Origin of the sequence: Caulobacter sp. HMWF025 (assembly GCF_003060965.1) — a bacterium.
Taxonomy (GTDB): domain Bacteria; phylum Pseudomonadota; class Alphaproteobacteria; order Caulobacterales; family Caulobacteraceae; genus Caulobacter.
On sequence record NZ_QAII01000048.1, the window covers coordinates 119,480 to 138,148 of the forward strand.

Annotated in this window: 18 protein-coding genes; 8 read left to right on the plus strand and 10 right to left on the minus strand. The window is 66.6% G+C overall.

What is annotated here, in order from left to right; genetic code table 11:
* Nucleotides 1–3 precede the first annotated feature (3 nt).
* Both DBR10_RS06505 and lexA read left to right on the plus strand, forming a co-directional pair.
* Nucleotides 4–567, plus strand: a complete 564-nt coding sequence (locus tag DBR10_RS06505; RefSeq protein WP_108488757.1) for a lysophospholipid acyltransferase family protein — start codon at nt 4–6, stop codon at nt 565–567.
* Nucleotides 568–1,020: 453 nt separating this feature from the next.
* On the plus strand, nt 1,021–1,725 hold the full coding sequence (gene lexA, locus DBR10_RS06510) for a transcriptional repressor LexA (RefSeq protein WP_108503986.1): 705 nt from the start codon (nt 1,021–1,023) through the stop codon (nt 1,723–1,725).
* A gap of 99 nt (nt 1,726–1,824) precedes the next feature.
* Here the strand turns inward: lexA and DBR10_RS06515 are convergent, their stop codons facing one another.
* Genes DBR10_RS06515 through DBR10_RS06525 form a run of 3 tightly spaced genes read right to left on the minus strand, consistent with a single transcriptional unit; the run spans nt 1,825 to nt 4,111 of the window.
* Nucleotides 1,825–2,163, minus strand: a complete 339-nt coding sequence (locus DBR10_RS06515; protein WP_108503981.1) for a peptidase inhibitor I78 — start codon at nt 2,161–2,163, stop codon at nt 1,825–1,827.
* Nucleotides 2,160–2,621, minus strand: a complete 462-nt coding sequence (locus DBR10_RS06520) for a DNA polymerase III subunit chi (RefSeq protein WP_108503982.1) — start codon at nt 2,619–2,621, stop codon at nt 2,160–2,162. The genes DBR10_RS06515 and DBR10_RS06520 overlap by 4 nt, the downstream gene beginning before the upstream one ends.
* Before the next feature lie 8 nt (nt 2,622–2,629).
* Complete coding sequence (locus DBR10_RS06525; protein ID WP_108503983.1) at nt 2,630–4,111, minus strand: leucyl aminopeptidase; 1,482 nt, start codon at nt 4,109–4,111, stop codon at nt 2,630–2,632.
* Between the two features lie 212 nt (nt 4,112–4,323).
* Between DBR10_RS06525 and lptF the strand changes: the two genes are divergently transcribed.
* From lptF to rsmA, 6 genes are all read left to right on the plus strand, one after another.
* A complete protein-coding gene (gene lptF / locus DBR10_RS06530) occupies nt 4,324–5,463 on the plus strand; it encodes an LPS export ABC transporter permease LptF (RefSeq protein WP_108503984.1) in 1,140 nt (379 codons plus the stop codon).
* Nucleotides 5,460–6,566 (plus strand): LPS export ABC transporter permease LptG, encoded by a 1,107-nt coding sequence (gene lptG, locus DBR10_RS06535; RefSeq protein ID WP_108503985.1) that lies wholly within the window; start codon nt 5,460–5,462, stop codon nt 6,564–6,566. Before lptF ends, lptG begins: the two co-directional genes overlap by 4 nt.
* 22 nt (nt 6,567–6,588) lie before the next feature.
* Nucleotides 6,589–8,937, plus strand: coding sequence for an LPS-assembly protein LptD (locus DBR10_RS06540; RefSeq protein WP_233243297.1), 2,349 nt, complete (start codon nt 6,589–6,591; stop codon nt 8,935–8,937).
* Nucleotides 8,938–9,144: 207 nt separating this feature from the next.
* The gene (locus DBR10_RS06545; protein ID WP_233243298.1) at nt 9,145–10,467 is read left to right on the plus strand and encodes a peptidylprolyl isomerase; all 1,323 of its coding nucleotides are present in this window, start codon (nt 9,145–9,147) and stop codon (nt 10,465–10,467) included.
* On the plus strand, nt 10,464–11,465 hold the full coding sequence (gene pdxA / locus DBR10_RS06550) for a 4-hydroxythreonine-4-phosphate dehydrogenase PdxA (RefSeq protein ID WP_108503620.1): 1,002 nt from the start codon (nt 10,464–10,466) through the stop codon (nt 11,463–11,465). The genes DBR10_RS06545 and pdxA overlap by 4 nt, the downstream gene beginning before the upstream one ends.
* 23 nt (nt 11,466–11,488) lie before the next feature.
* Complete coding sequence (gene rsmA, locus DBR10_RS06555; RefSeq protein ID WP_108503619.1) at nt 11,489–12,310, plus strand: 16S rRNA (adenine(1518)-N(6)/adenine(1519)-N(6))-dimethyltransferase RsmA; 822 nt, start codon at nt 11,489–11,491, stop codon at nt 12,308–12,310.
* On the opposite strand, the gene gmk is transcribed toward rsmA, so the two are convergent.
* The 7 genes from gmk to fabD form a co-directional block, all read right to left on the minus strand.
* On the minus strand, nt 12,307–12,963 hold the full coding sequence (gene gmk / locus DBR10_RS06560; protein WP_108503618.1) for a guanylate kinase: 657 nt from the start codon (nt 12,961–12,963) through the stop codon (nt 12,307–12,309). The two genes, rsmA and gmk, sit on opposite strands and share 4 nt — an antisense overlap.
* Nucleotides 12,956–13,837, minus strand: a complete 882-nt coding sequence (locus tag DBR10_RS06565) for a YicC/YloC family endoribonuclease (RefSeq protein WP_108503617.1) — start codon at nt 13,835–13,837, stop codon at nt 12,956–12,958. The genes gmk and DBR10_RS06565 overlap by 8 nt, the downstream gene beginning before the upstream one ends.
* A gap of 2 nt (nt 13,838–13,839) precedes the next feature.
* Entirely contained in the window at nt 13,840–14,829 is a 990-nt protein-coding gene (gene mltG / locus DBR10_RS06570; RefSeq protein ID WP_108503621.1) for an endolytic transglycosylase MltG, read from the minus strand.
* A 74-nt stretch (nt 14,830–14,903) separates the two neighbouring features.
* Entirely contained in the window at nt 14,904–16,184 is a 1,281-nt protein-coding gene (gene fabF, locus DBR10_RS06575) for a beta-ketoacyl-ACP synthase II (protein WP_108503616.1), read from the minus strand.
* Nucleotides 16,185–16,352: 168 nt separating this feature from the next.
* Nucleotides 16,353–16,592, minus strand: a complete 240-nt coding sequence (locus DBR10_RS06580; protein ID WP_007672577.1) for an acyl carrier protein — start codon at nt 16,590–16,592, stop codon at nt 16,353–16,355.
* A gap of 141 nt (nt 16,593–16,733) precedes the next feature.
* Nucleotides 16,734–17,474 carry a 3-oxoacyl-[acyl-carrier-protein] reductase gene (gene fabG / locus DBR10_RS06585; protein ID WP_108503615.1) on the minus strand — a complete coding sequence of 247 codons (741 nt, stop codon included), beginning with the start codon at nt 17,472–17,474 and terminating at the stop codon, nt 16,734–16,736.
* Between the two features lie 120 nt (nt 17,475–17,594).
* Nucleotides 17,595–18,539 carry an ACP S-malonyltransferase gene (gene fabD / locus DBR10_RS06590; protein WP_108503614.1) on the minus strand — a complete coding sequence of 315 codons (945 nt, stop codon included), beginning with the start codon at nt 18,537–18,539 and terminating at the stop codon, nt 17,595–17,597.
* Nucleotides 18,540–18,669 lie beyond the last annotated feature (130 nt).

Consider the following 18,669-nt stretch of genomic DNA (forward strand, 5'->3'; position numbering starts at 1 on the left):
TAGATGAGCCCCATTGCTCGACTTGTGAAATGGGCCCTGGCCGTGTTTTTTCGCCTTCGCGGATGGACGGTTGAAGGCTCTGTCCCGCCAGGCCGCAAGTGCGTGATCATTGCGGCCCCCCACACGAGCAACTGGGACTTCGTCTATTTCATCGGGGCCGCCGATGCCCTCAATCTCAACCTCAGCTTCATGGGCAAGGCCTCGCTGTTCCGCTGGCCCTTCGCAGGGGTGATGCGCGACCTGGGCGGCGTGCCGATCGACCGCTCGCAGTCTCGCGATACCGTCAAGGTCATGGCGGACGAGTTTGCCCGACGCGACGAGTTCATGCTGACCATTGCGCCCGAGGGCACACGCGGCAAGGCCCGTCAGTGGAAGACCGGCTTCTACAACATCGCCATGCAGGCCGGGGTGCCGATGGTCTGCGGCATGATGGACTATCGCCGCAAGGTCGTCGGGCTGGGCGAAGCGATCATGCCCTCCGGCGACTATGACAAGGACATGGCCATCCTTGCGGCCATCTACGGCAACTGCAGCCCCAAGCACCCGGAACTCGCGACCAGCTTCTGAGCCAAACCGGCAAGGCAGGCTAAACAGCCCGGAACCTCGACCGCGCCGAATCGCCCTGGATCGCGCTGCCTAGCCGGCGGAAGCCGGCCAGTGACCCGGCTCCACGCGCGCCAGGCCCGAAAAGACCAGAACGCCGTTCGATGATCTCACGAGGGATCCTGAACCGTCGCAGCGATCGGCAGGGCAGGTTCTGCCGCCGGAGCGATCAAGGCCGCCTTGCCTGAGGCCTCCGTCGCAACCCCCCAATTCAAAACGGAAATCGGGCCGTAACTTTGGGTCGCTGCCGATCAGCGCTACGGGGCCCGGCCGAGCCCGCGAGCCAACCCGGGCCCTGAGCCCTCCAGCCTCCCGCACTGGTGCCGCCACGAGGGTCGTCAACTTGACATTAAGAAAGAACGCCTAGAGAACATTCGCAAGGTTTGCGGTTTGTTCCGCGTCTGGGTCGAGGCCGACATGCTCACGCGCAAGCAGCACGAACTGCTGATGTTCATCCACGAACGCATCAAAGAGAGCGGCGTCTCGCCGTCTTTCGATGAAATGAAGGAAGCCCTGGACCTGGCGTCCAAGTCGGGCATCCACCGGCTGATCACCGCCCTGGAAGAGCGCGGCTTCATCCGCCGCCTGGCCCATCGGGCCCGGGCTCTCGAGGTCGTGAAGCTTCCGCAACAGGCCACGACCGCAGCGCCGCCCAAGGGTCGCGGCGCGTTCAAGCCGCAGGTTGTCGAGGGCGGTGGAGCCCCCTCACCCAGCCTTGCGTCGGCTCCGGCCGCCAATGACAGCCGCGACCTGCCGATCCTCGGCAAGATCGCCGCCGGCACGCCCATCGACGCGATCCAGCATGAACGCGAGCGCCTGCCGGTGCCTGAGGCCATGCTGGGCGGCGGGGAGCACTATGTGCTCGAAGTCCAGGGTGACTCGATGATTGAGGCCGGCATCCTCGACGGCGACTATGTGATCATCAAGAAGGGCGACACCGCCAATTCCGGCGAGATCGTCGTGGCCCTGGTCGGTGAGGAAGCCACCCTCAAGCGTCTGCGCAAGAAGGGCGGCTCTATCGCCCTGGAAGCCGCTAACCCGAAATATGAAACCCGAATCTTCGGCCCCGATCAGGTCGAGGTCCAGGGCAAGCTTGTGGGTCTGATCCGCCGCTACCACTAGGCTGGCCTGAGAACCCGATAACGGAACGCCCCCGGCCAAGGTCGGGGGCGTTTTGCGTTTGGACGGTTCTACAGGGTCTCAATCCGCCTGGGGCCGGCGCTAGCCGCACTTGACCTCTTTGACCGTGCCGGTGCCCGCGTCGAACAGGATGTTCAACCGGTCCGGACGGAAGTCCATGGTCACGGGACAGGTCGTGCAGGCCACCCGCCAGCGGGTCGGATCCACCGGGGCCGGCAGCTCGGTCCGCAGCTTGCCGACGAAGCCCTGGGCCTCAGCCATGCCGCAGTGATCCTTGGGCTGCGGCGGCGCGATGGCGACCGGCGGCGGTGCCACGGGTGTTTCAGGGGGCGGCAGAGGCGCAGGCGGCGGCGCGCTGGTGCAGGATGCCAGAACCAGCATTGCGGCTGCGGCCAGCAGAGATGACGTCCAACGGTTCATGCCTGCTTCTCCCAGCCCCGTTCAGCCCCCTGGCGCCAGTAGGACACCGGGTGACCGCCCTTCTTGAACAGCGTCCAGCGCCCCCGTGCGGTTCCAAGAGCCGCGTCATCGCGCCCGTCAAACAGCAGAATGCAGCGCGTTAGGCCCGCCAGATCCCCCGGCTCGGCCCCGTCGATCAAAAACAGCACGTCGCCGACGTTCGGATTGTCCAGACCGGTCGTAAGCAGAACCGGCTGCCGGTCCGCCAGCGGCTCGCCCGTGATGCCGTGCGGCAGAAAGCTCTCCTCGCGGTAGGTCCACAGATGCTCGTCCAGCGCGGCCAGCCGCTGGGCATCAACGCCCCGGACCAGGGCTTTCCAGCCCCGGCCGAGGGTCTTCTCCAGCAGCTCGGGCAGCACCTGCTCGGCGCTGCTTCGCTCCAGGTGGTAGAACCAGACCTCGCAGGGGCCTTCGGCCATGATGTCCGTCAGCCTTCGTAGGCGTCGGCAACCAGCCGGTTCAGCAGGCGGACGCCGAAGCCTGCCGCGCCGTCGGGCACGGTCGGATCGGTCGACGGCTTGCGCCAGGCGACCGAAGCGATGTCCAGGTGGGCCCAGGGCACGCCATTGACGAACTTCTGCAGGAAGAGACCCGCCGTGATCGAACCGGCCGGGCGGCCGCCGATGTTCTTCATGTCGGCGATCGGGCTTTCGATCTGCTTCTCGTAGGCAGCCGGCAGCGGCAGTCGCCAAAGCTTCTCGCGCTCGGCATTGCCCGCCGCGAGAAGTTTTTCTGACAAACCATCGTTATTGCTGAACAAACCGGCGTAATCATGACCCAGGGAGATGATGATCGCTCCCGTCAGCGTGGCCAGGTCGATCATGAACTGCGGCTTGAATCGCTGCTGGGTGTACCAGAGGGCGTCGGCCAGCACGAGGCGGCCCTCGGCATCGGTATTGATGACCTCAATGGTCTGGCCCGACATCGAGGTGACCACGTCACCGGGGCGCTGGGCATTGCCGTCGGGCATGTTCTCGACCAGGCCCAGAACGCCGATGGCATTGACCTTCGCCTTGCGGCCGGCCAGCGCATGCATGACTCCGGCGACAGCGGCCGCGCCGCCCATGTCCCACTTCATGTCTTCCATGCCGTCGGCCGGCTTGATGCTGATGCCGCCGGTATCGAAGCAGACGCCCTTGCCGACAAAGGCGATGGGCTGGGCGGCTTTGTCTGCCGCGCCGGTCCATTTCATGATGACCAGCTGGCTCTCGCGGACGCTGCCCTGGCCGACGCCGAGCAGGCTGCCCATGCCGAGCTCGGCCATCTGGGCCTCGCCAAGGATCTCGACCTCAAGGCCGAGGCTTTCCAGGCTCTTGGCGCGGGCCGCGAACTCTTCGGGGTGCAGGATGTTGGCCGGTTCCGAGACAAGGTCACGGCTGAACAGGATGGCGTCGGCCAGGGCATCCAGCCCTTCGAACACCTTGGCCGCCTTGACCGGATCGGCGGCGGCAATCTTGACCACAACAACCGAGGGCTTCTTCTCGGCCTTCTCGGTTGTCCGATACTTGTCAAAGCGATAGGCGGCCAGCTTCACGCCGAACGCGGCCCGGGCGGCGGTCTCGGCGTCGGCTCCGAACTTCAGCACCAGTTCGGAAACACCCGAGGCCTTCACGGCGTGGAAGGCATGGGCCGCAGCCGTTTCGAGGGCCTCGGGCTCGACAGCACCAACCCCGTCAACGCCCACCAGGACGACACGGGCGGCTTCGAGGCCATGCGGCGCGATGAGGTCGAGGGTCTGGCCCTTGGCCCCGATGAACCGTCCACTGGCGATGGCGCGGGCCAGGCCACCGCCGGTGGCCTCGTCGATCACCCGCGCTTCGGGCGACAGGGCGGCAGCCTCGTGCGCCAGGACCGCCAGGGCGGCCGTGGCACCGGCCTGGACGTCGGCGGGAACAAACTCGATACGCATCGCAGGCTCCTTGATCGGTCGTGGCGCACCTGCCGCTCGCGCGCCGGAACACCTGTATGTGGCGGCATAGTGCAAGCCTTGTCGCGAGAAAAGACTTCCGGCGATCGCGAACGCGGTCTTCGGTTGTGCCGATGCAGAGGCGGCGTGTAGAACGAACGCCTTCCGTGGGGGTTCGCATCCAGCCGAATCCGCTCGCCCGAACCCCCTTTTCGATGCGCCTGATCGAACGTTACCTTTTCCGCCAGCTCCTGGGACCGACGCTTCTGGCGACGGCGGCCCTGGCGGCGCTTGCCCTGCTGGCCAGAAGCCTGTCGGAGTTCGACGTTCTGGTCGAGCAGCGACAGAGCGCCCTCGTGTTCGTGAAGATCATCGCGCTGGCCCTGCCCCAGCTCCTCAACATCATCCTGCCGATTGCCCTGTTCGTGGCCGCCCTGGTCGCCCTGAACCGGCTGCACACCGAGCAGGAGATCGTCGTGTGCTTTGCGGGCGGCATGAGCCGCTGGCGGGTCATCTCGCCGGCCATGCGTCTGTCGGTGTTCGCCGCCCTGCTCTCGCTGGTCCTGGGCCTGTGGGTCCAGCCGTGGAGCGCCCGCCAGATTCGTGAGACGGCCTTTGCCGTCAAGACCGATGTCGCCTCGACCCTGGTCAAACCGGGCCAGTTCACCGAGCCGGGCCCGGGGCTGACCGTCTATGCGCAGTCGATCGACCGCAACAACCTGATCCACAACCTGTTCATCCATCAGGACAAGCCCGATGGCGGGGCCTCGACCTATTCTTCGCGCGAAGCCGTGATCGCCACGCGCAACGGCGCCCCGGTCCTGATCATGCTGAAGGGCTCGAACCAGCAGTTCTCGAGTACCGGCGTGCTGCAGTACACCTCGTTTGACGAATATGCCTTCGACCTGTCCTCGCTGTTCCAGAGCGACGAGCTGCTGCACTACAAGATCGCCGACCGCTATCCGCACGAGCTGTTTTTCCCGGACCTGACCCAGGAGTGGGAACAGAGGAACCGGACCGGGCTGCTGGCCGAAGGGCATTCGCGCCTGTCCGGTCCGCTCTACACCATCGCGATGATGGCCATGGCCCTGGCCGCCGTGATCGGCGGCTCCTTCAGCCGCATGGGCTACGGCAAGCGGATCGCCGCCGTCGGCGCGGCCGCCGCTGTGGTCCGGATCATCGGCTTCGGCGTCCAGGCGGCCTGCGAGGACTCGGCCTGGCTCAATATCCTGCAGTATGCCGTTCCGCTCGCGGCGATCTGGTGGGGCCTGGCACAGATCTTCCGCCAGAAGATCACCCGCTATGTCGCCATCGGCGGCGCAGGCCCGACGCCGTTTGCGGGAGCCGCAACGTGAGCCTCGGCATCGGCATGCTCGAGCGCTACGTCCTGAAGCGGACCCTGGCCTCGCTGGGTGCGGCCTTCGCCGTGCTCGGCTCGATGGTCATGCTGATCGCCTTCGTCGACATCGCCCGCACGGTCGGCACCCGTGCCGATGTCGGGTTTGGCGAGCTCCTCTATCTGACCCTGCTGCAGTCGCCGGCTACGATCCTGCTGCTCACGCCCTTCATCTTCCTGTTCGGAACCCTTGGGGCCTATGTCGGGCTGAACCGGCGGAGCGAACTGATCGCGATGCGGGCCGCGGGCGTCTCGGCCTGGCGCTTCATCTTCCCGGCGGCCTTCGCAGCCTTTGCGATGGGGGTGGTCACCATCGCCCTGCTCAACCCGATGAGCACCGCCCTCACAGGCCAGTACGAAGTCACCCGCGACCGGATGATGGAGAACTATCTGAAGGCCGCGCCCAAGGGCACCTGGCTGCGGCAGGGCGACGACCGCAACCAGATCGTCATCCATGCCCGGGCCCGGGACCAGGTCGACGGCTCGGTCCGGCTGCGCGGCGTGTCGCTGTTCATCTACACCCTGAACAGCAAGGGCGTGATGGACTTCTCCCGCCGGATCGAGGCCAGCGAGGCCCGACTGGAACCGGGTTTCTGGCGGCTGATCGATGTTCGGGAGGCGACACCCGGCTCCGGGGCGATTCGGTCGGAGAGCCAGTCGATTCCGTCAAACCTGGACGATCGCACCGCCTCCGAGAGCTTCACCTCGCCCGAAGCCGTGGCGCTGTGGCGACTGCCCGACACCATTCGACGCACCGAAGCCGCGGGCTTCTCGGCCACCCCGTTCCGGTTGCGCTTCCACCAGATCCTCGCGACTCCGCTGCTGTTTGCGGCCATGTCGGTGCTGGCGGCGGCCTTCTCCCTGCGCCTGATGCGCCTCGGCGGCCTGGCGGCCCTGGCGGGATCGGGCGTGGCCCTGGGCTTCGGCTTTTTCTTTTTCAATGCGCTTTGCAGCGCACTGGCAAAGGCGGATGTTCTGTCCCCGGCGTTCGCCGCCTGGACCCCGCCGCTCGTTGCGCTTTTGGCGGGCTTCACCCTGCTTTGCTATACCGAGGATGGTTGAGTCCGTGTTTCCGAGGTCGTTCATGAAGGATCAGCGCCAAGGCGCTTCGCCCGAAGGGCGCATGCGCCTGCTGGGGAGCGTGGCAGGGCTCGTGCTGGCGGCCACGGCTGCGCACGCCCAGAGCCTCGCCGGCGTGCCCCCGGTGCCCAAGGTCGCGCCGGCCCCGGACGACGGGCTCGGCATGGACGGCTACTACCTGGAATCGGACCTGCTGATCCGCGACGACAAGTCCGAGGTCCTGACCGCACGCGGTGATGTCGAGGTTCGCTATCAGGGCCGCACGCTGCGGGCCGAGGAAGTGGTCTATGACACCAAGTCCGGCGTGATCACCGCCAAGGGCAAGGTCGCCCTGATCAATGCCGACGGCACCGCCCAGTTCGCCGACGAACTGACCCTGGACAAGGACCTGCGCGCCGGTTTCGCCCTGGGCTTCTCGGCCCGCATGGACGAGAACGTCAAGATCGCGGCGGCCACGGCCATTCGACGCAACGAAACCATCCAGGAACTGAACCAGGCGATCTACACGCCCTGTGAGGTCTGCGCCGAAAAGCCGACCCCGACCTGGTCGCTGTCGGCGGACAAGGTGGTCCAGGACAAGGAACGCCAGCTCGTCTACTACAAGAAGGCAGTCATCCGCCTCTGGGGCGCGCCGCTGATGTACCTGCCGGTGTTCTGGCACCCGGACCCGCAGGCGACCCGCAGCTCTGGCTTTCTGACTCCCAAGCTCGGCGCCTCGAAACGCCGCGGGATGTCGTATCAGCAGCCGTATCTGCAGGTGATCTCGCCGTCTCAGGATATTGTCCTAAGTCCTCAAATTAACACGAGTGTTAATCCGTTTCTGAATGTGAACTGGCGCAAGCGGTTCTACTCGGGAACCACCGAGGTTCGCGCAGGCTTCACCTACGAAAAGGACATCGACAGCAAGGGCGAGCGGTTCGGCGAAGCCACGGCGCGCAGCTATATCCTGGCCAAGGGCAAGTTCGACATCAATGACCGCTGGACCTGGGGCTTCAGCGCCGAACGGACCTCGGACAAGCTGATCTTCGACAACTACGATATCAATGACGTCTATCAACAGCGCGGTCTTTTCACGAGCGAAGACAGGCGCTTGAGCTCGCAGATCTACGCCACCCGCCAGGACGCGCGATCGTTCCTGTCGGTCTCGGCGGTCACGGTCCAGGGGCTTCGGGTTTCGGCGGTTGATCCGGTGACGGGCCTTTCCAGTTTCGAGAACAGCGACGTCTTCCCGCTGATCGGCCCGCTGGTCGAAGGGCGCTGGCAGCCTGAGACCCCGATCCTGGGCGGGCGGCTGCGCCTGCAGGGCTCGGGCGTCATCCTGACCCGTACGGAGTCGCCCTATGCCGCCGGGACCGACGGCGTCGACAGCCAGCGCGGCAGCGTGAACCTCGACTGGCGCTCCAACCTGACGCTGCGGTCCGGCGTCCGTGTGTCGCCGTTCGCCCAGGCCCGGGGCGACGCCTATCGCATCTCCGACCTGCCTGGAGCCGACAAGACCCGGTCCTATTCGCGGACCCTCGGCGTCACCGGCGTCGACCTCAGCTGGCCGCTTCTGAAGCCCCTGAAGGGCGGGACGATCGTGCTGGAGCCCATGGCCCAGTTCGCGGCCGGTTCAGACAGTCGCCGGGTGCCGGTCACCGTCGGAACGGCGGGCTCGAAGACCTATCTCTATAACGAGGACAGCACCTCGTTCGAATTCGACGAGACCAACCTGTTCCGGGCCAACAAGTCGCCGGGCTTCGACCTCTATGAGGGGGGGCAGAGGATGAACGTCGGTGGCCGTGCCACCGTGACCTATGATGACGGCCGTGGGGCCAGCGTCCTGGTGGGCCGCAGCTTCCGATCGGAAGTTGATCCCCTGCTGCCGGCCCGGTCAGGCCTGCAGACCAAGTCGTCGGACTGGATTGTCGCGGCGACGGTGACACCGATCCGCGGCGTCAACGCCTTTGTCCGCACCCGCTATGCCCCGGACCTCAACGACGACAAGCTGCGCCGCATCGAGGCCGGGCTTGATGCCAACAGCAAGTACATCCTGGGTTCGGCCCGCTATGTGCGAGACAATCAGGATGCCAATGGAGCGCCGCTCGAGACCTTCGAAATGCGCGGCCAGCTGAACCTGACGAAGAAGTGGGGCCTGACAGCCTATGGCCAGCGCGATCTGGAAGCCGGTGTCTGGCGCCGCCGCGACCTCGGCGTGGCCTATACCGACGACTGCATCCGCATCGACGTCATCTACCAAAACGAGGATCGCTACAGCCAGGCCTCATCAGGTGGCCTGAAGTTGCAGGCCGACGAATCCATCGTGCTGCGCCTAACGCTCGCCACATTGGGTGATACAGGATACAGCGACTGAAATTACTCGCGGCGACGCTGCGACACATGGCTTTCACCATGTGAGCAGCCCATCCGCCCTGATGCGTGACGGCAGAAGACGGCTCGCCGTTTTCTGAGCCGGTCGCGTTTGAATGTTTGGAACCGAGCCTGCCCTGTCCCGGAAGTCCTTCCGCCCGGACTGGCGAGCTCAAGAGGAACGACACTATCCATGCGGCCTGCGCGTAGCGTGAAGACCCTTGCCGCGGCTGGCGCCGCGTCCATCATCGCCCTGGCAGTGGCGGGCTTCGGCTCGTCGGTCATGGCCCAGACCGCTGCTGCGCCCACGGTTGCCGCACCGAACGCCAACCCGCTGTCGGAAAGTGTCGCGGCTGTCGTCAATGACGACATCATCTCCAGCTATGACCTGATGCAGCGCATGCGCCTGCTGATGGTCAGCTCGGGCCTGCAGCCGACCGAGGAGAACCTGCCCCAGCTGGAGCAGGAGGCCCTGCGGTCGCTGATCGACGAACGCGTCCAGTTCCAGGAACTGAAGCGCGTCGAAAAGGCCCAGAAGATCACGATCATCTCGACCGATCGCGAAATCGACGAGCAGATCGACGACATCGCCAAGGGCAACAATGCCAGCATGACCGGCAAGCAGCTGCTGGCCCAGCTGGCGTCGCAGGGCGTGGGCGCGGAAACCTTCCGGGCCCAGATCCGCGCCGAAAGCAGCTGGCAGAACTGGATCAGTGGTCGTTACGGCTCGCGTCTGCGCGTGGGCGAAGACCAGATCAAGGCCTATGAGCGTCGCATGGCCGAGTCGGCCAGCAAGCCGCAGTACCAGGTCAGTGAAGTCTTCATCGACGCCACCCGCGTCGGCGGCATGGAAACCGCAGTCAACGGAGCCAACCAGCTGGTAGGCCAGATCCAGCAGGGAGCCCCCTTCCCGGCGGTCGCCCGGCAGTTCTCGGCCGCCGCGACCGCAGCCAACGGCGGCGATGCCGGCTGGATCAGCCCCGGCGAAATGCCGGCGGAAGTCGACGTCGCCCTGGAACAGCTGCGCCCGGGCCAGCTATCGCGTCCGATTCCGGTCAAGGACGGCGTCTACATCATCTATCTGCGCGAGAAGCGGGCCGGAGCCAAGGCGGCCCTGGTCGATCTCAAGCAGGTCGCCTATCCGCTGGCGGCCGATGCCCCCGCCGATCAGGTCGAGCTGGCCACCAAGACCCTGCTGGCCCTGAAGCCACAGATCACCAGCTGCTCGACCCTCGAACCTGCGGCCGGCAAGATTGATGGCCTGGTGGCCGGTGACCTCGGCGAAGCCGAGATCACGGATCTGGCTCCGGCCTTCCAGGAAGCGGCGACCGCCCTGCAGATCGGTCAGGTTTCCGATCCGATCCGCACCGATGCCGGCCTTCACCTGATCGCCGTCTGCGGCAAGCGACAGTCGGGCGGCAAGGCCCCGACCCACGACCAGATCGAGAACCGCCTGCGCGGCCAGCAGCTGGCGCTGATCTCCAAGCGCTATCTCCGTGACCTGCGCAACTCGGCGACCATCGAAACCCGGTGACGCCGAGCCCCCTCGCCCTCAGCGCCGGTGATCCGGCCGGTATCGGCGCGGAGATCATCGCCAGGGCCTGGACCTCGCTTCGCCTGCAGGGACCGGCGTTCATGGTGGTGGGCGACGCCCGTGCCCTGTCCGCCGCCAACCCAGAGGTTCCGGTTCGCGCCGTAGGCACTCCGGCCGAGGCGTGCGCCGTCTTTGCTGACGCGCTGCCGGTGCTGGACATCCCCCTGACGTCACCCGTCATCGCTGGACAGCCAGACAGTGCACATGCCGGCCAGATCCTCCGCTGCATCGAGACGGCGGTGGACCTGGCCCTGTCAGGCGCGGTCTCGGGGATCGTCACCGCACCGATCGCCAAGGCGCCGCTCTATGCGGCGGGTTTCCGCTTCCCGGGCCATACCGAGTTTCTCGCGGACCTGACCGCTGCCGTCCCACAGGCGAGCACCCGGGGGCCGGTGATGATGCTGGCGGCCGGCGACCTGCGCGCCACCCTGGTGACCATTCACATGGCGCTCAGGGATGCTCCTGCGGCCCTGACCCGGGAGGCGATCGTCCAGGCCGGTCAGGTGACCGCCGAGGCCCTGCGGCGCGACTTTGGTCTGGAACGTCCTCGTCTGGCCGTGGCCGCCCTCAATCCCCATGCGGGCGAAGGCGGCGCATTGGGCCGCGAGGAAATCGAGATCATCGGACCGGCTGTTGCGGACCTGCGAAACCTCGGTATCGCGGTCAGCGGCCCTGCCCCGTCCGACACCCTTTTTCATGCAGAAGCGCGCACGCGCTTCGATGCCGTGCTCTGCATGTATCACGACCAGGCCCTGATCCCGGTCAAGATGCTCGACTTCTGGGGCGGGGTGAACGTTACGCTGGGCCTGCCAATCGTCAGGACCTCACCCGATCACGGCACCGGCTTCGACATTGCTGGACGCGGCATCGCTCGAGCCGATAGCCTGATCGCCGCCATCCGGCTGGCCGAGCAGATCGCCGCTCGCCGCGCGGCCTGACCTTACGCAGAGACTGAACGACCATGAGCCTGGCTGACCTGCCGCCCCTGCGCGACGCTCTCGAGCGGCACGACCTGCTGGCTCGCAAGAGTTTTGGCCAGCACTTCCTGCTCGACCTCAACATCACCCGCAAGATCGCCCGGCTGTCCGGCATCCAGCCGGAGGACGTCGTGGTTGAGGTCGGCCCCGGCCCGGGCGGCCTGACCCGGGCCCTGCTGGAAACCGGCGCGCGCGTCGTCGCCATCGAAATGGACAGCCGCTTCCTGCCGATCCTGGCCGAACTGACGGAGGCCTCAGACCAGCGCCTTGAGGTCGTGCAGGGCGACGCGCTCAAGGTCGATGCCGCCAAGGCCGTCGGCGGGGTTCCGGCCCATGTCGTGGCCAACCTGCCCTACAATGTCGGCACCCAGCTCCTGATCAACTGGCTGACGGGTCCGTTCCGCCCCCTGTCCATGACCCTGATGTTCCAGAAGGAAGTGGCCGAGCGCATCGCCGCCCAGGTCGAGGATGACGCCTATGGCCGGTTGGCCGTGATCGCCCAGACGGTGTGTGAGGCCAGGGTGGTGATGGACCTGCCGGCCCGGGCCTTCACCCCGCCGCCCAAGGTCGCCTCGGCCGTGGTGCGCCTGGTCCCCCGGGCGGTGATTCCGCCGGCGGAGGAACTGGCGGCGCTGGAACGGGTGACGGCCTCGGCCTTCGGTCAGCGTCGCAAGATGCTGCGCTCCAGCCTCAAGGCGTTGGGCGGCATCGCCCTGTGCGAAAAGGCCGGCATCAATCCGGACATCCGGGCCGAGAACGTGCCGATCGAGGGCTTCCTGGCCCTCGCCCGGGCGACGCTGGACTAGATCTCTTCCTTCAGAAGATCGCTGACCAGATCGCCGATCCAGGGGTTGCGAGACCGCTTCTGGCGTTCGGCGTGATAGATGTGGGCGAGATCGGCATAGGCCTTGTCGAAGTCATCATTGAGGATGACGTAGTCGAACTGCTCCCAGGCGGCGACCTCGTCCTTGGCCCGCGACAGGCGGCGGTGGATCACCTCTTCACTGTCCTGGCTGCGGGCATGCAGGCGGCGGCTCATCTCGGCCAGGGACGGCGGCAGGATATAGACCAGAACGCTGTCCGGGCCAGCCTGCTTGTGCACCTTCATCGCGCCCTGGAAGTCGATGTCGAACAGGGCGCTCTCGCCACGCTCCAGGGCCGCCATGATCGGCGGTTTGGGGCTGCCGTAGTAGTTGCCGTAGACCTCGGCCCATTCGAGGAAGGCGTCGGCCTCGATCATCTCCTGGAAGCGTTCGCGGCTGACGAAGTGATAGTCGCGCCCGTCATGCTCACCGGGACGCGGCGCGCGGGTGGTGGCGCTGATCGACAGGTGCAGGTCGCCGTGATCGGCCACCAGGCGGCGGGTCAGCGAGGTCTTGCCGACCCCGGACGGGGCCACGACCATCAGCAGCAGGCCCCTATGACGAGAATGGGGGGTTTTGTGATGGGACTTATTCAACGTTCTGAACCTGTTCGCGGAACTGCTCGATCACGGCCTTCAGCTCCAGACCGATCGCGGTCAGGCTGCTGAGGGCCGATTTCGAGCAGAGTGTATTGGATTCGCGCATGAATTCCTGGGACAGGAAGTCCAGTCGGCGGCCGGCCGCGGCCTCGCCGCCCAGCAGGGCCCGGGCGGCGACGACATGGCCGGTGAGCCGGTCGAGTTCTTCGCGGACATCGGCCTTGATGGCCAGGGCCGCGGCTTCCTGGACGATACGGTCCTCGGCGGCGGCCTCGCCCAGCAATTCGCTCATCCGGCGGCTGAAGCGCTCCTTGAGCACGGCCGGCTGACCGGCGGCCTCGACCCCGGCCTCGCGGGTCAGGCGTTCGATGGTATCGACCTGGCCGTTCAGGACCGGCGACAGAGCCTGGCCCTCTTCGAGACGGGCCTGCTTTAGGGCCTCGAGGGCCTCGCCGAGGCTGGCCGCCATGGCGGCTTCAACGGCGGCGCGGGTCTCACCATCGTCATCCTCTTCACGGACCTCAATGACACCGCGCAGGCCGAGCAGGCCGTCCAGGGACGGCTTGGCGACCATGCCGGTGGCGACATAGGGCGCGCCGGCCTTCAGATAGCGCTCAAGGGTCTCGACACTGATCTGGGTCTGGCCGCTCGACTCGGCCCGCTTGGCCTGGATGTTGACCGTCAGCTGGCCACGCTGGAATCGCGCCTGGGCCCCGTCGCGGGCCTGGCGGTCAAGAGCCTCAAAGCCCGGCGGGCCGCGAAAGCGGGTATCGAGGTTGCGGCCGTTGACGCTGCGGGCCTCAACCGCCCAGGACCAGGCCCCGAGCGCGCCCTCGACCCGCGCAAAGCCGGTCATGCCCGACAGCGCCATCTCTAGCCGCCGCTCTTGGCGGCCTTGGCGGCCCGGTCGCGCTCGACCTGCCGCCAGCGGGCGACATTGGCCTCGTGCTCGGCATAGGTGCGGGCGAACACATGACCGCCCGTACCGTCGGCCACGAAATAGAGCTCGTCGCTGTTGGGCGGGTTCATGACCGCCGCCAGGGCTTCGCGGCCCGGATTGGCGATCGGCGTCGGCGGCAGGCCGTTGATCAGATAGGTGTTGTAGGGCGTCTGACGCTGCAGCTCCGAAAGACGGATGCCCCGTCCCAGCGGGCGGCCCCGGGTCAGGCCATAGATGATGGTCGGATCACTGCCCAGGCGCATGCCGGTGCGCAGGCGGTTGACGAAAACGGCGGCGACGCGGGGCCGCTCCGAGGCCAGACCCGTTTCCTTCTCGACGATCGAGGCCAGGGTTGCGGCCTCTTCCTTGGTCGAGAACGGCAGACCCGACTGGCGACCGGCCCAGAGCTGGGCCAGCAGTTCGTCACGGTCGTCCATCATCCGCTGCAGGACAGCCGAGCGGTCCTCACCGCGTTCGACCTGATAGGTCTCCGGCAGGATGGCCCCTTCGGGCGGGGTCGGGACCACGCCGGTCAGCACGGGCGAACGCATCAGGATCTCGACCGCCATTTCCGAGGTCACGCCCTCGGGGATCGTCACCTGGTGACGAACAATGCGACCGTGGCGGATAGCGTCCAGCACCTGGGCCATCGAGGCCCGGCTCTTGAATTCGTATTCGCCGGCCTTCAGGGCCCGGGCTGCACCGGTCACCTGGGCGGCGGTAATGAAGATCGACGACGAGCGGATGGCCCCACCCCGCTCGAGGCTGCTGGCAATCTCGGGCAGGCTGGCCCCCTTACGCAGGACCACCGAGGTCACATCGCCGGAGCGCGCCGCTGGCCCGGGGCCTTGATAGAGCCACAGGCTGCCCAGCACCAGGACCAGGCCGATCAGGGCCAGAGTCGCCCCACCGGCCATGACCATGGCGATCAGCCGACGGCCGATCGGGGCCGACTCGGCCTTGCGGCCCGTCTTGCGCGGGGGGGCGGCCTTGCGGCTCACGAGACTTTACGGAACACGACGGAGGCGTTGGTGCCGCCGAAGCCGAAGCTGTTGGACACCGCGACATCGATCTTCATCGGCACGGCCTTGTGCGGGGCCAGGTTCATGGCGACCTCGACGTCGGGATTGTCGAGATTGATCGTCGGCGGCGCAATCTGGTCGCGGATCGCGAGGATCGAGAAGATCCCCTCGATCGCGCCGGCGGCACCCAGCAGGTGGCCGGTCATCGACTTGGTCGACGACATCACCACGTTGCCGGCATGGTCGCCCAGGAAGCGCTCGACGGCCTTGGCCTCGATGCCGTCGGCCATGGTCGAGGTGCCGTGGGCATTGACGTAGTCGATGTCCGAGGGCTTCAGGCCGGCGTCCTTCACGGCCGCCGACAGGGCCCGGAAGCCGCCGTCGCCGTCTTCGGACGGGGCGGTGATGTGATAGGCGTCGCCCGAGAGGCCATAGCCCACGACCTCGGCATAGATCTTCGCGCCACGCGCCTTGGCGTGCTCGTATTCTTCCAGGACCAGGGCGCCCGCGCCTTCGCCCATCACAAAGCCGTCGCGGTCCTTGTCATAGGGGCGCGAGGCCTTTTCCGGCTCGTCGTTGCGGTCGGTGGACACGGCGCGGCAGGCAATGAAGCCGGCGATCCCGACCTTGCAGACGGCGGCTTCGGCACCACCGGCCACCATGACGTCGGCATCGCCGTACTTGATCATCCGGGCGGCATCGCCGATCGCGTGGGCTCCGGTGGCGCAGGCCGTGACCACCGAGTGGTTGGGGCCCTTGAAGCCGTAGCGGATCGAGACCTGACCCGAGATCAGGTTGATCAGGGCGGACGAGATGAAGAACGGGCTGACCCGGCGCGGGCCCTTGGTTTCCATCTCGACGGCCGTGTCGGCGATGGTCGAGAGACCGCCGATGCCCGACCCCATGATCACGCCGGTGCGATACTTGTCTTCCTCGGTTTCCGGCACCCAGCCGGAGTCCTTCACCGCTTCGTCGGCGGCGGCGATGCCGTAGAGGATGAAGTCGTCGACGCGCTTCTGGTCGCGCGGGCTCATGGTCAGGTCGGGATTGAACGCACCCTCAACATCGGGGCCGCCGCCGCCGCGGCCGTCAACGCGCGGCACCTCGCAGGCGACCTTGCAGGCATAGTCGGTGGGGTCGAAGGCCGAGATTCGGTTGGCCCCGGACTTGCCGGCCAGGATGTTCTTCCACGACACTTCAACGCCATGGCCCAGCGGAGTCAGCAGACCCAGACCGGTTACGACAACTCTACGCATGGATCACTCCCAACCTTCTCGCGCACCGGCGTTGCGGACGGGCGAGCCCGTCGGAGCGCTTGGTGCGAATCCTGGCCACATACGAAAACCGCCGCGCGCACGATGGCAAGAGCCCGTGCTGCGCGGCGGTGATAGTCCTGTTCGCGTCAGTGTGCGAACCCGGAGCCTTTAGGCGCCGGTCTTTTCCGTGATGAACTTCACGGCGTCGCCAACCGTCTGGATGTGTTCGGCGGCGTCATCCGGAATTTCGATGTCGAACTCTTCTTCGAACGCCATGACCAGCTCGACGTTGTCGAGGCTGTCGGCACCCAGGTCGTCGATGAAGCTGGCCTTCTCGGTGACCTTCTCGGGATCGGCATCCAGATGCTCGATAACGATCTTACGCACGCGCTCGAGAATGTCGGACATTCTGTTTAGTCCCTCAGTTGGAATTCTGTTGCCCGCAAATGGATCAGCCGCAGCTTTACCATTCAAGGGAATTGTCGGGCCACCGCCTATCACGTTCCTTTTCGGGTGACCAGCCAGTCGCCCGAAAAGGCCTGTGGGTGGCTAGATCATGGCCATGCCGCCGTTCACGTGCAAGGTCTGGCCGGTGACATAGGCGGCCTGGTCGCTGGCGAGATAGACGCAGGCGGCGGCGATGTCGCTGCCTTCGCCGAGGCGGCCGGCCGGGATGCCGGACAGGATGCCGGCCTTCTGGGCGTCGGTCAGGGCATCGGTCATGGGGCTGGCGATGAAGCCGGGCGCGACGCAGTTGACGGTGACGTTGCGGCTGGCCAGCTCCTGGGCCAAGGCCTTGGAAAAGCCGATCATTCCGGCCTTGGAGGCCGCATAGTTGGTCTGGCCGGGATTGCCCGTAACGCCCACCACCGAGGTAATGCCGATGATCCGGCCCGACCGGCGCTTCATCATGCCCTTGGCGGCGGCCCGCGACAGGCGGAAATAGCCTTCCAGGTTCACCTTGATCACGGTGTCCCAGTCCTCGTCCTTCATCCGGACGATCAGGCCGTCCCGGGTGATGCCGGCATTGGCGATGACGATGTCCAGAGGCGCGCCGGCGGCGTCTTCCGCCCTGGCGACCAGGCCGTCCACGGCCGCGGCGTCGGACAGGTTGGCCGCCACGGTCGAGACCCGCTCGCCGAACTGGGTCGCCAGCTCGGCGAGAGCCGATTCGCGGGTTCCTGACAGCACGACATGGGCACCCTGGGCGTGAAGGGCCTTGGCGATGGCCCCGCCGATGCCGCCGGTCGCGCCGGTCACCAGGGCGGTTTTGCCTGTGAGATCAAACATGGTTTTGGGTCTCCCAATCCAGATTTGTCATCCCGGCCGAAGAGCCGGGACCGCCGGACACGCCGGCGCCTGTAGAGGTCCCGGGTCGGCGCGCTCCGCGCTGGCCCGGGATGACGGTCACTAGAGTGACTTGGCGAAGGCCTCGAGGTCGGCCGGGCTGTTGAGCGGGGTCGCCTCGGAATCCGGTGCGATCCGCTTGGCCATGCCCGACAGGACCTTGCCCGCCCCGGCTTCGGCAAAGCGGGTGATGCCGCCCTCGCCGGCCAGCCAGATCATGCTCTCGCGCCACCGGACACGGCCGGTCACCTGCTCGACCAGCAGCCCACGGATGACATCGGGATCGTGCACCGGCGCGGCCGTGACATTGGCCACCAGCGGCGCGCGCGGCGCAATGATGGTGGTCCCGGCCAGGGCCTCGGCCATCTCGTCAGCGGCCGGCTGCATCAGCGGGCAGTGGAAAGGGGCCGAGACATTCAGCGGAATGGCCCGGGCACCCAGTTCCTTGGCCTTCTCGATGGCCTTGTCGACAGCGGCCTTGTCGCCGGAGATCACGACATTGCCGTTGTTGTTGTCATTGGCCACGACGCACACGCCAAAGGCCGAGCCGGCGGCGGCAGCGGCTTCGGCCAGGGCCAGGTCGGTCTTGGGACCGATCAGTGAGGCCATCGCACCCTCGCCGACCGGCACGGCACGCTGCATGGCCTGGCCTCGCAGCTTCAGCAGGCGGGCGGTGTCGGCCAGGGTGATCGAGCCGGCAGCGGCCAGCGCGGAATACTCACCGAGGGAATGGCCGGCGACGAAGGCAGCCCGGTCGATCCCGATGCCGAATTCCTTCTCCAGCACCCTCGCCACGGCGAGGCTCACGGCCATCAGGGCCGGCTGGGCGTTCTCGGTCAGGGTCAGGTCGCCCTCGGGACCTTCCTTCATCAGCGAAAACAGCTTCTGTCCCAGGGCGTCATCGACTTCCTGAAACACCTCGCGGGCTGCGGCGAAGGCCTCGGCCAGGTCCGCGCCCATCCCGACAGTCTGGCTGCCCTGGCCGGGGAAAATGAAGGCGATGCTCATGAGGCCCGCTCCGTCTTTAAAGATTCATGTGTCGCTTGGGGCGGGAGGGTTATGGGAAAGCCTTGGTCCCGGCAAGTGCAGGGCGGACAAAGCCACCACCCTGGCCGGGCGAGCTTGCTTTCCAGAGAGC

Excerpts from the sequence above, each read along its gene's own strand:
- fabF (WP_108503616.1), bottom strand. The coding sequence starts at position 16,184 with ATGCGTAGAGTTGTCGTAACCGGTCTGGGTCTGCTGACTCCGCTGGGC.
- DBR10_RS06565 (WP_108503617.1), bottom strand. The coding sequence starts at position 13,837 with ATGGCGCTGTCGGGCATGACCGGCTTTGCGCGGGTCGAGGGCGCGCTC.
- mltG (WP_108503621.1), bottom strand. The coding sequence starts at position 14,829 with ATGGTCATGGCCGGTGGGGCGACTCTGGCCCTGATCGGCCTGGTCCTG.
- DBR10_RS06540 (WP_233243297.1), top strand. The coding sequence starts at position 6,589 with ATGAAGGATCAGCGCCAAGGCGCTTCGCCCGAAGGGCGCATGCGCCTG.
- DBR10_RS06525 (WP_108503983.1), bottom strand. The coding sequence starts at position 4,111 with ATGCGTATCGAGTTTGTTCCCGCCGACGTCCAGGCCGGTGCCACGGCC.
- lptF (WP_108503984.1), top strand. The coding sequence starts at position 4,324 with ATGCGCCTGATCGAACGTTACCTTTTCCGCCAGCTCCTGGGACCGACG.
- DBR10_RS06505 (WP_108488757.1), top strand. The coding sequence starts at position 4 with ATGAGCCCCATTGCTCGACTTGTGAAATGGGCCCTGGCCGTGTTTTTT.
- lexA (WP_108503986.1), top strand. The coding sequence starts at position 1,021 with ATGCTCACGCGCAAGCAGCACGAACTGCTGATGTTCATCCACGAACGC.
- fabD (WP_108503614.1), bottom strand. The coding sequence starts at position 18,539 with ATGAGCATCGCCTTCATTTTCCCCGGCCAGGGCAGCCAGACTGTCGGG.
- fabG (WP_108503615.1), bottom strand. The coding sequence starts at position 17,474 with ATGTTTGATCTCACAGGCAAAACCGCCCTGGTGACCGGCGCGACCGGC.
- rsmA (WP_108503619.1), top strand. The coding sequence starts at position 11,489 with ATGAGCCTGGCTGACCTGCCGCCCCTGCGCGACGCTCTCGAGCGGCAC.
- DBR10_RS06515 (WP_108503981.1), bottom strand. The coding sequence starts at position 2,163 with ATGAACCGTTGGACGTCATCTCTGCTGGCCGCAGCCGCAATGCTGGTT.
- DBR10_RS06520 (WP_108503982.1), bottom strand. The coding sequence starts at position 2,621 with ATGGCCGAAGGCCCCTGCGAGGTCTGGTTCTACCACCTGGAGCGAAGC.
- DBR10_RS06580 (WP_007672577.1), bottom strand. The coding sequence starts at position 16,592 with ATGTCCGACATTCTCGAGCGCGTGCGTAAGATCGTTATCGAGCATCTG.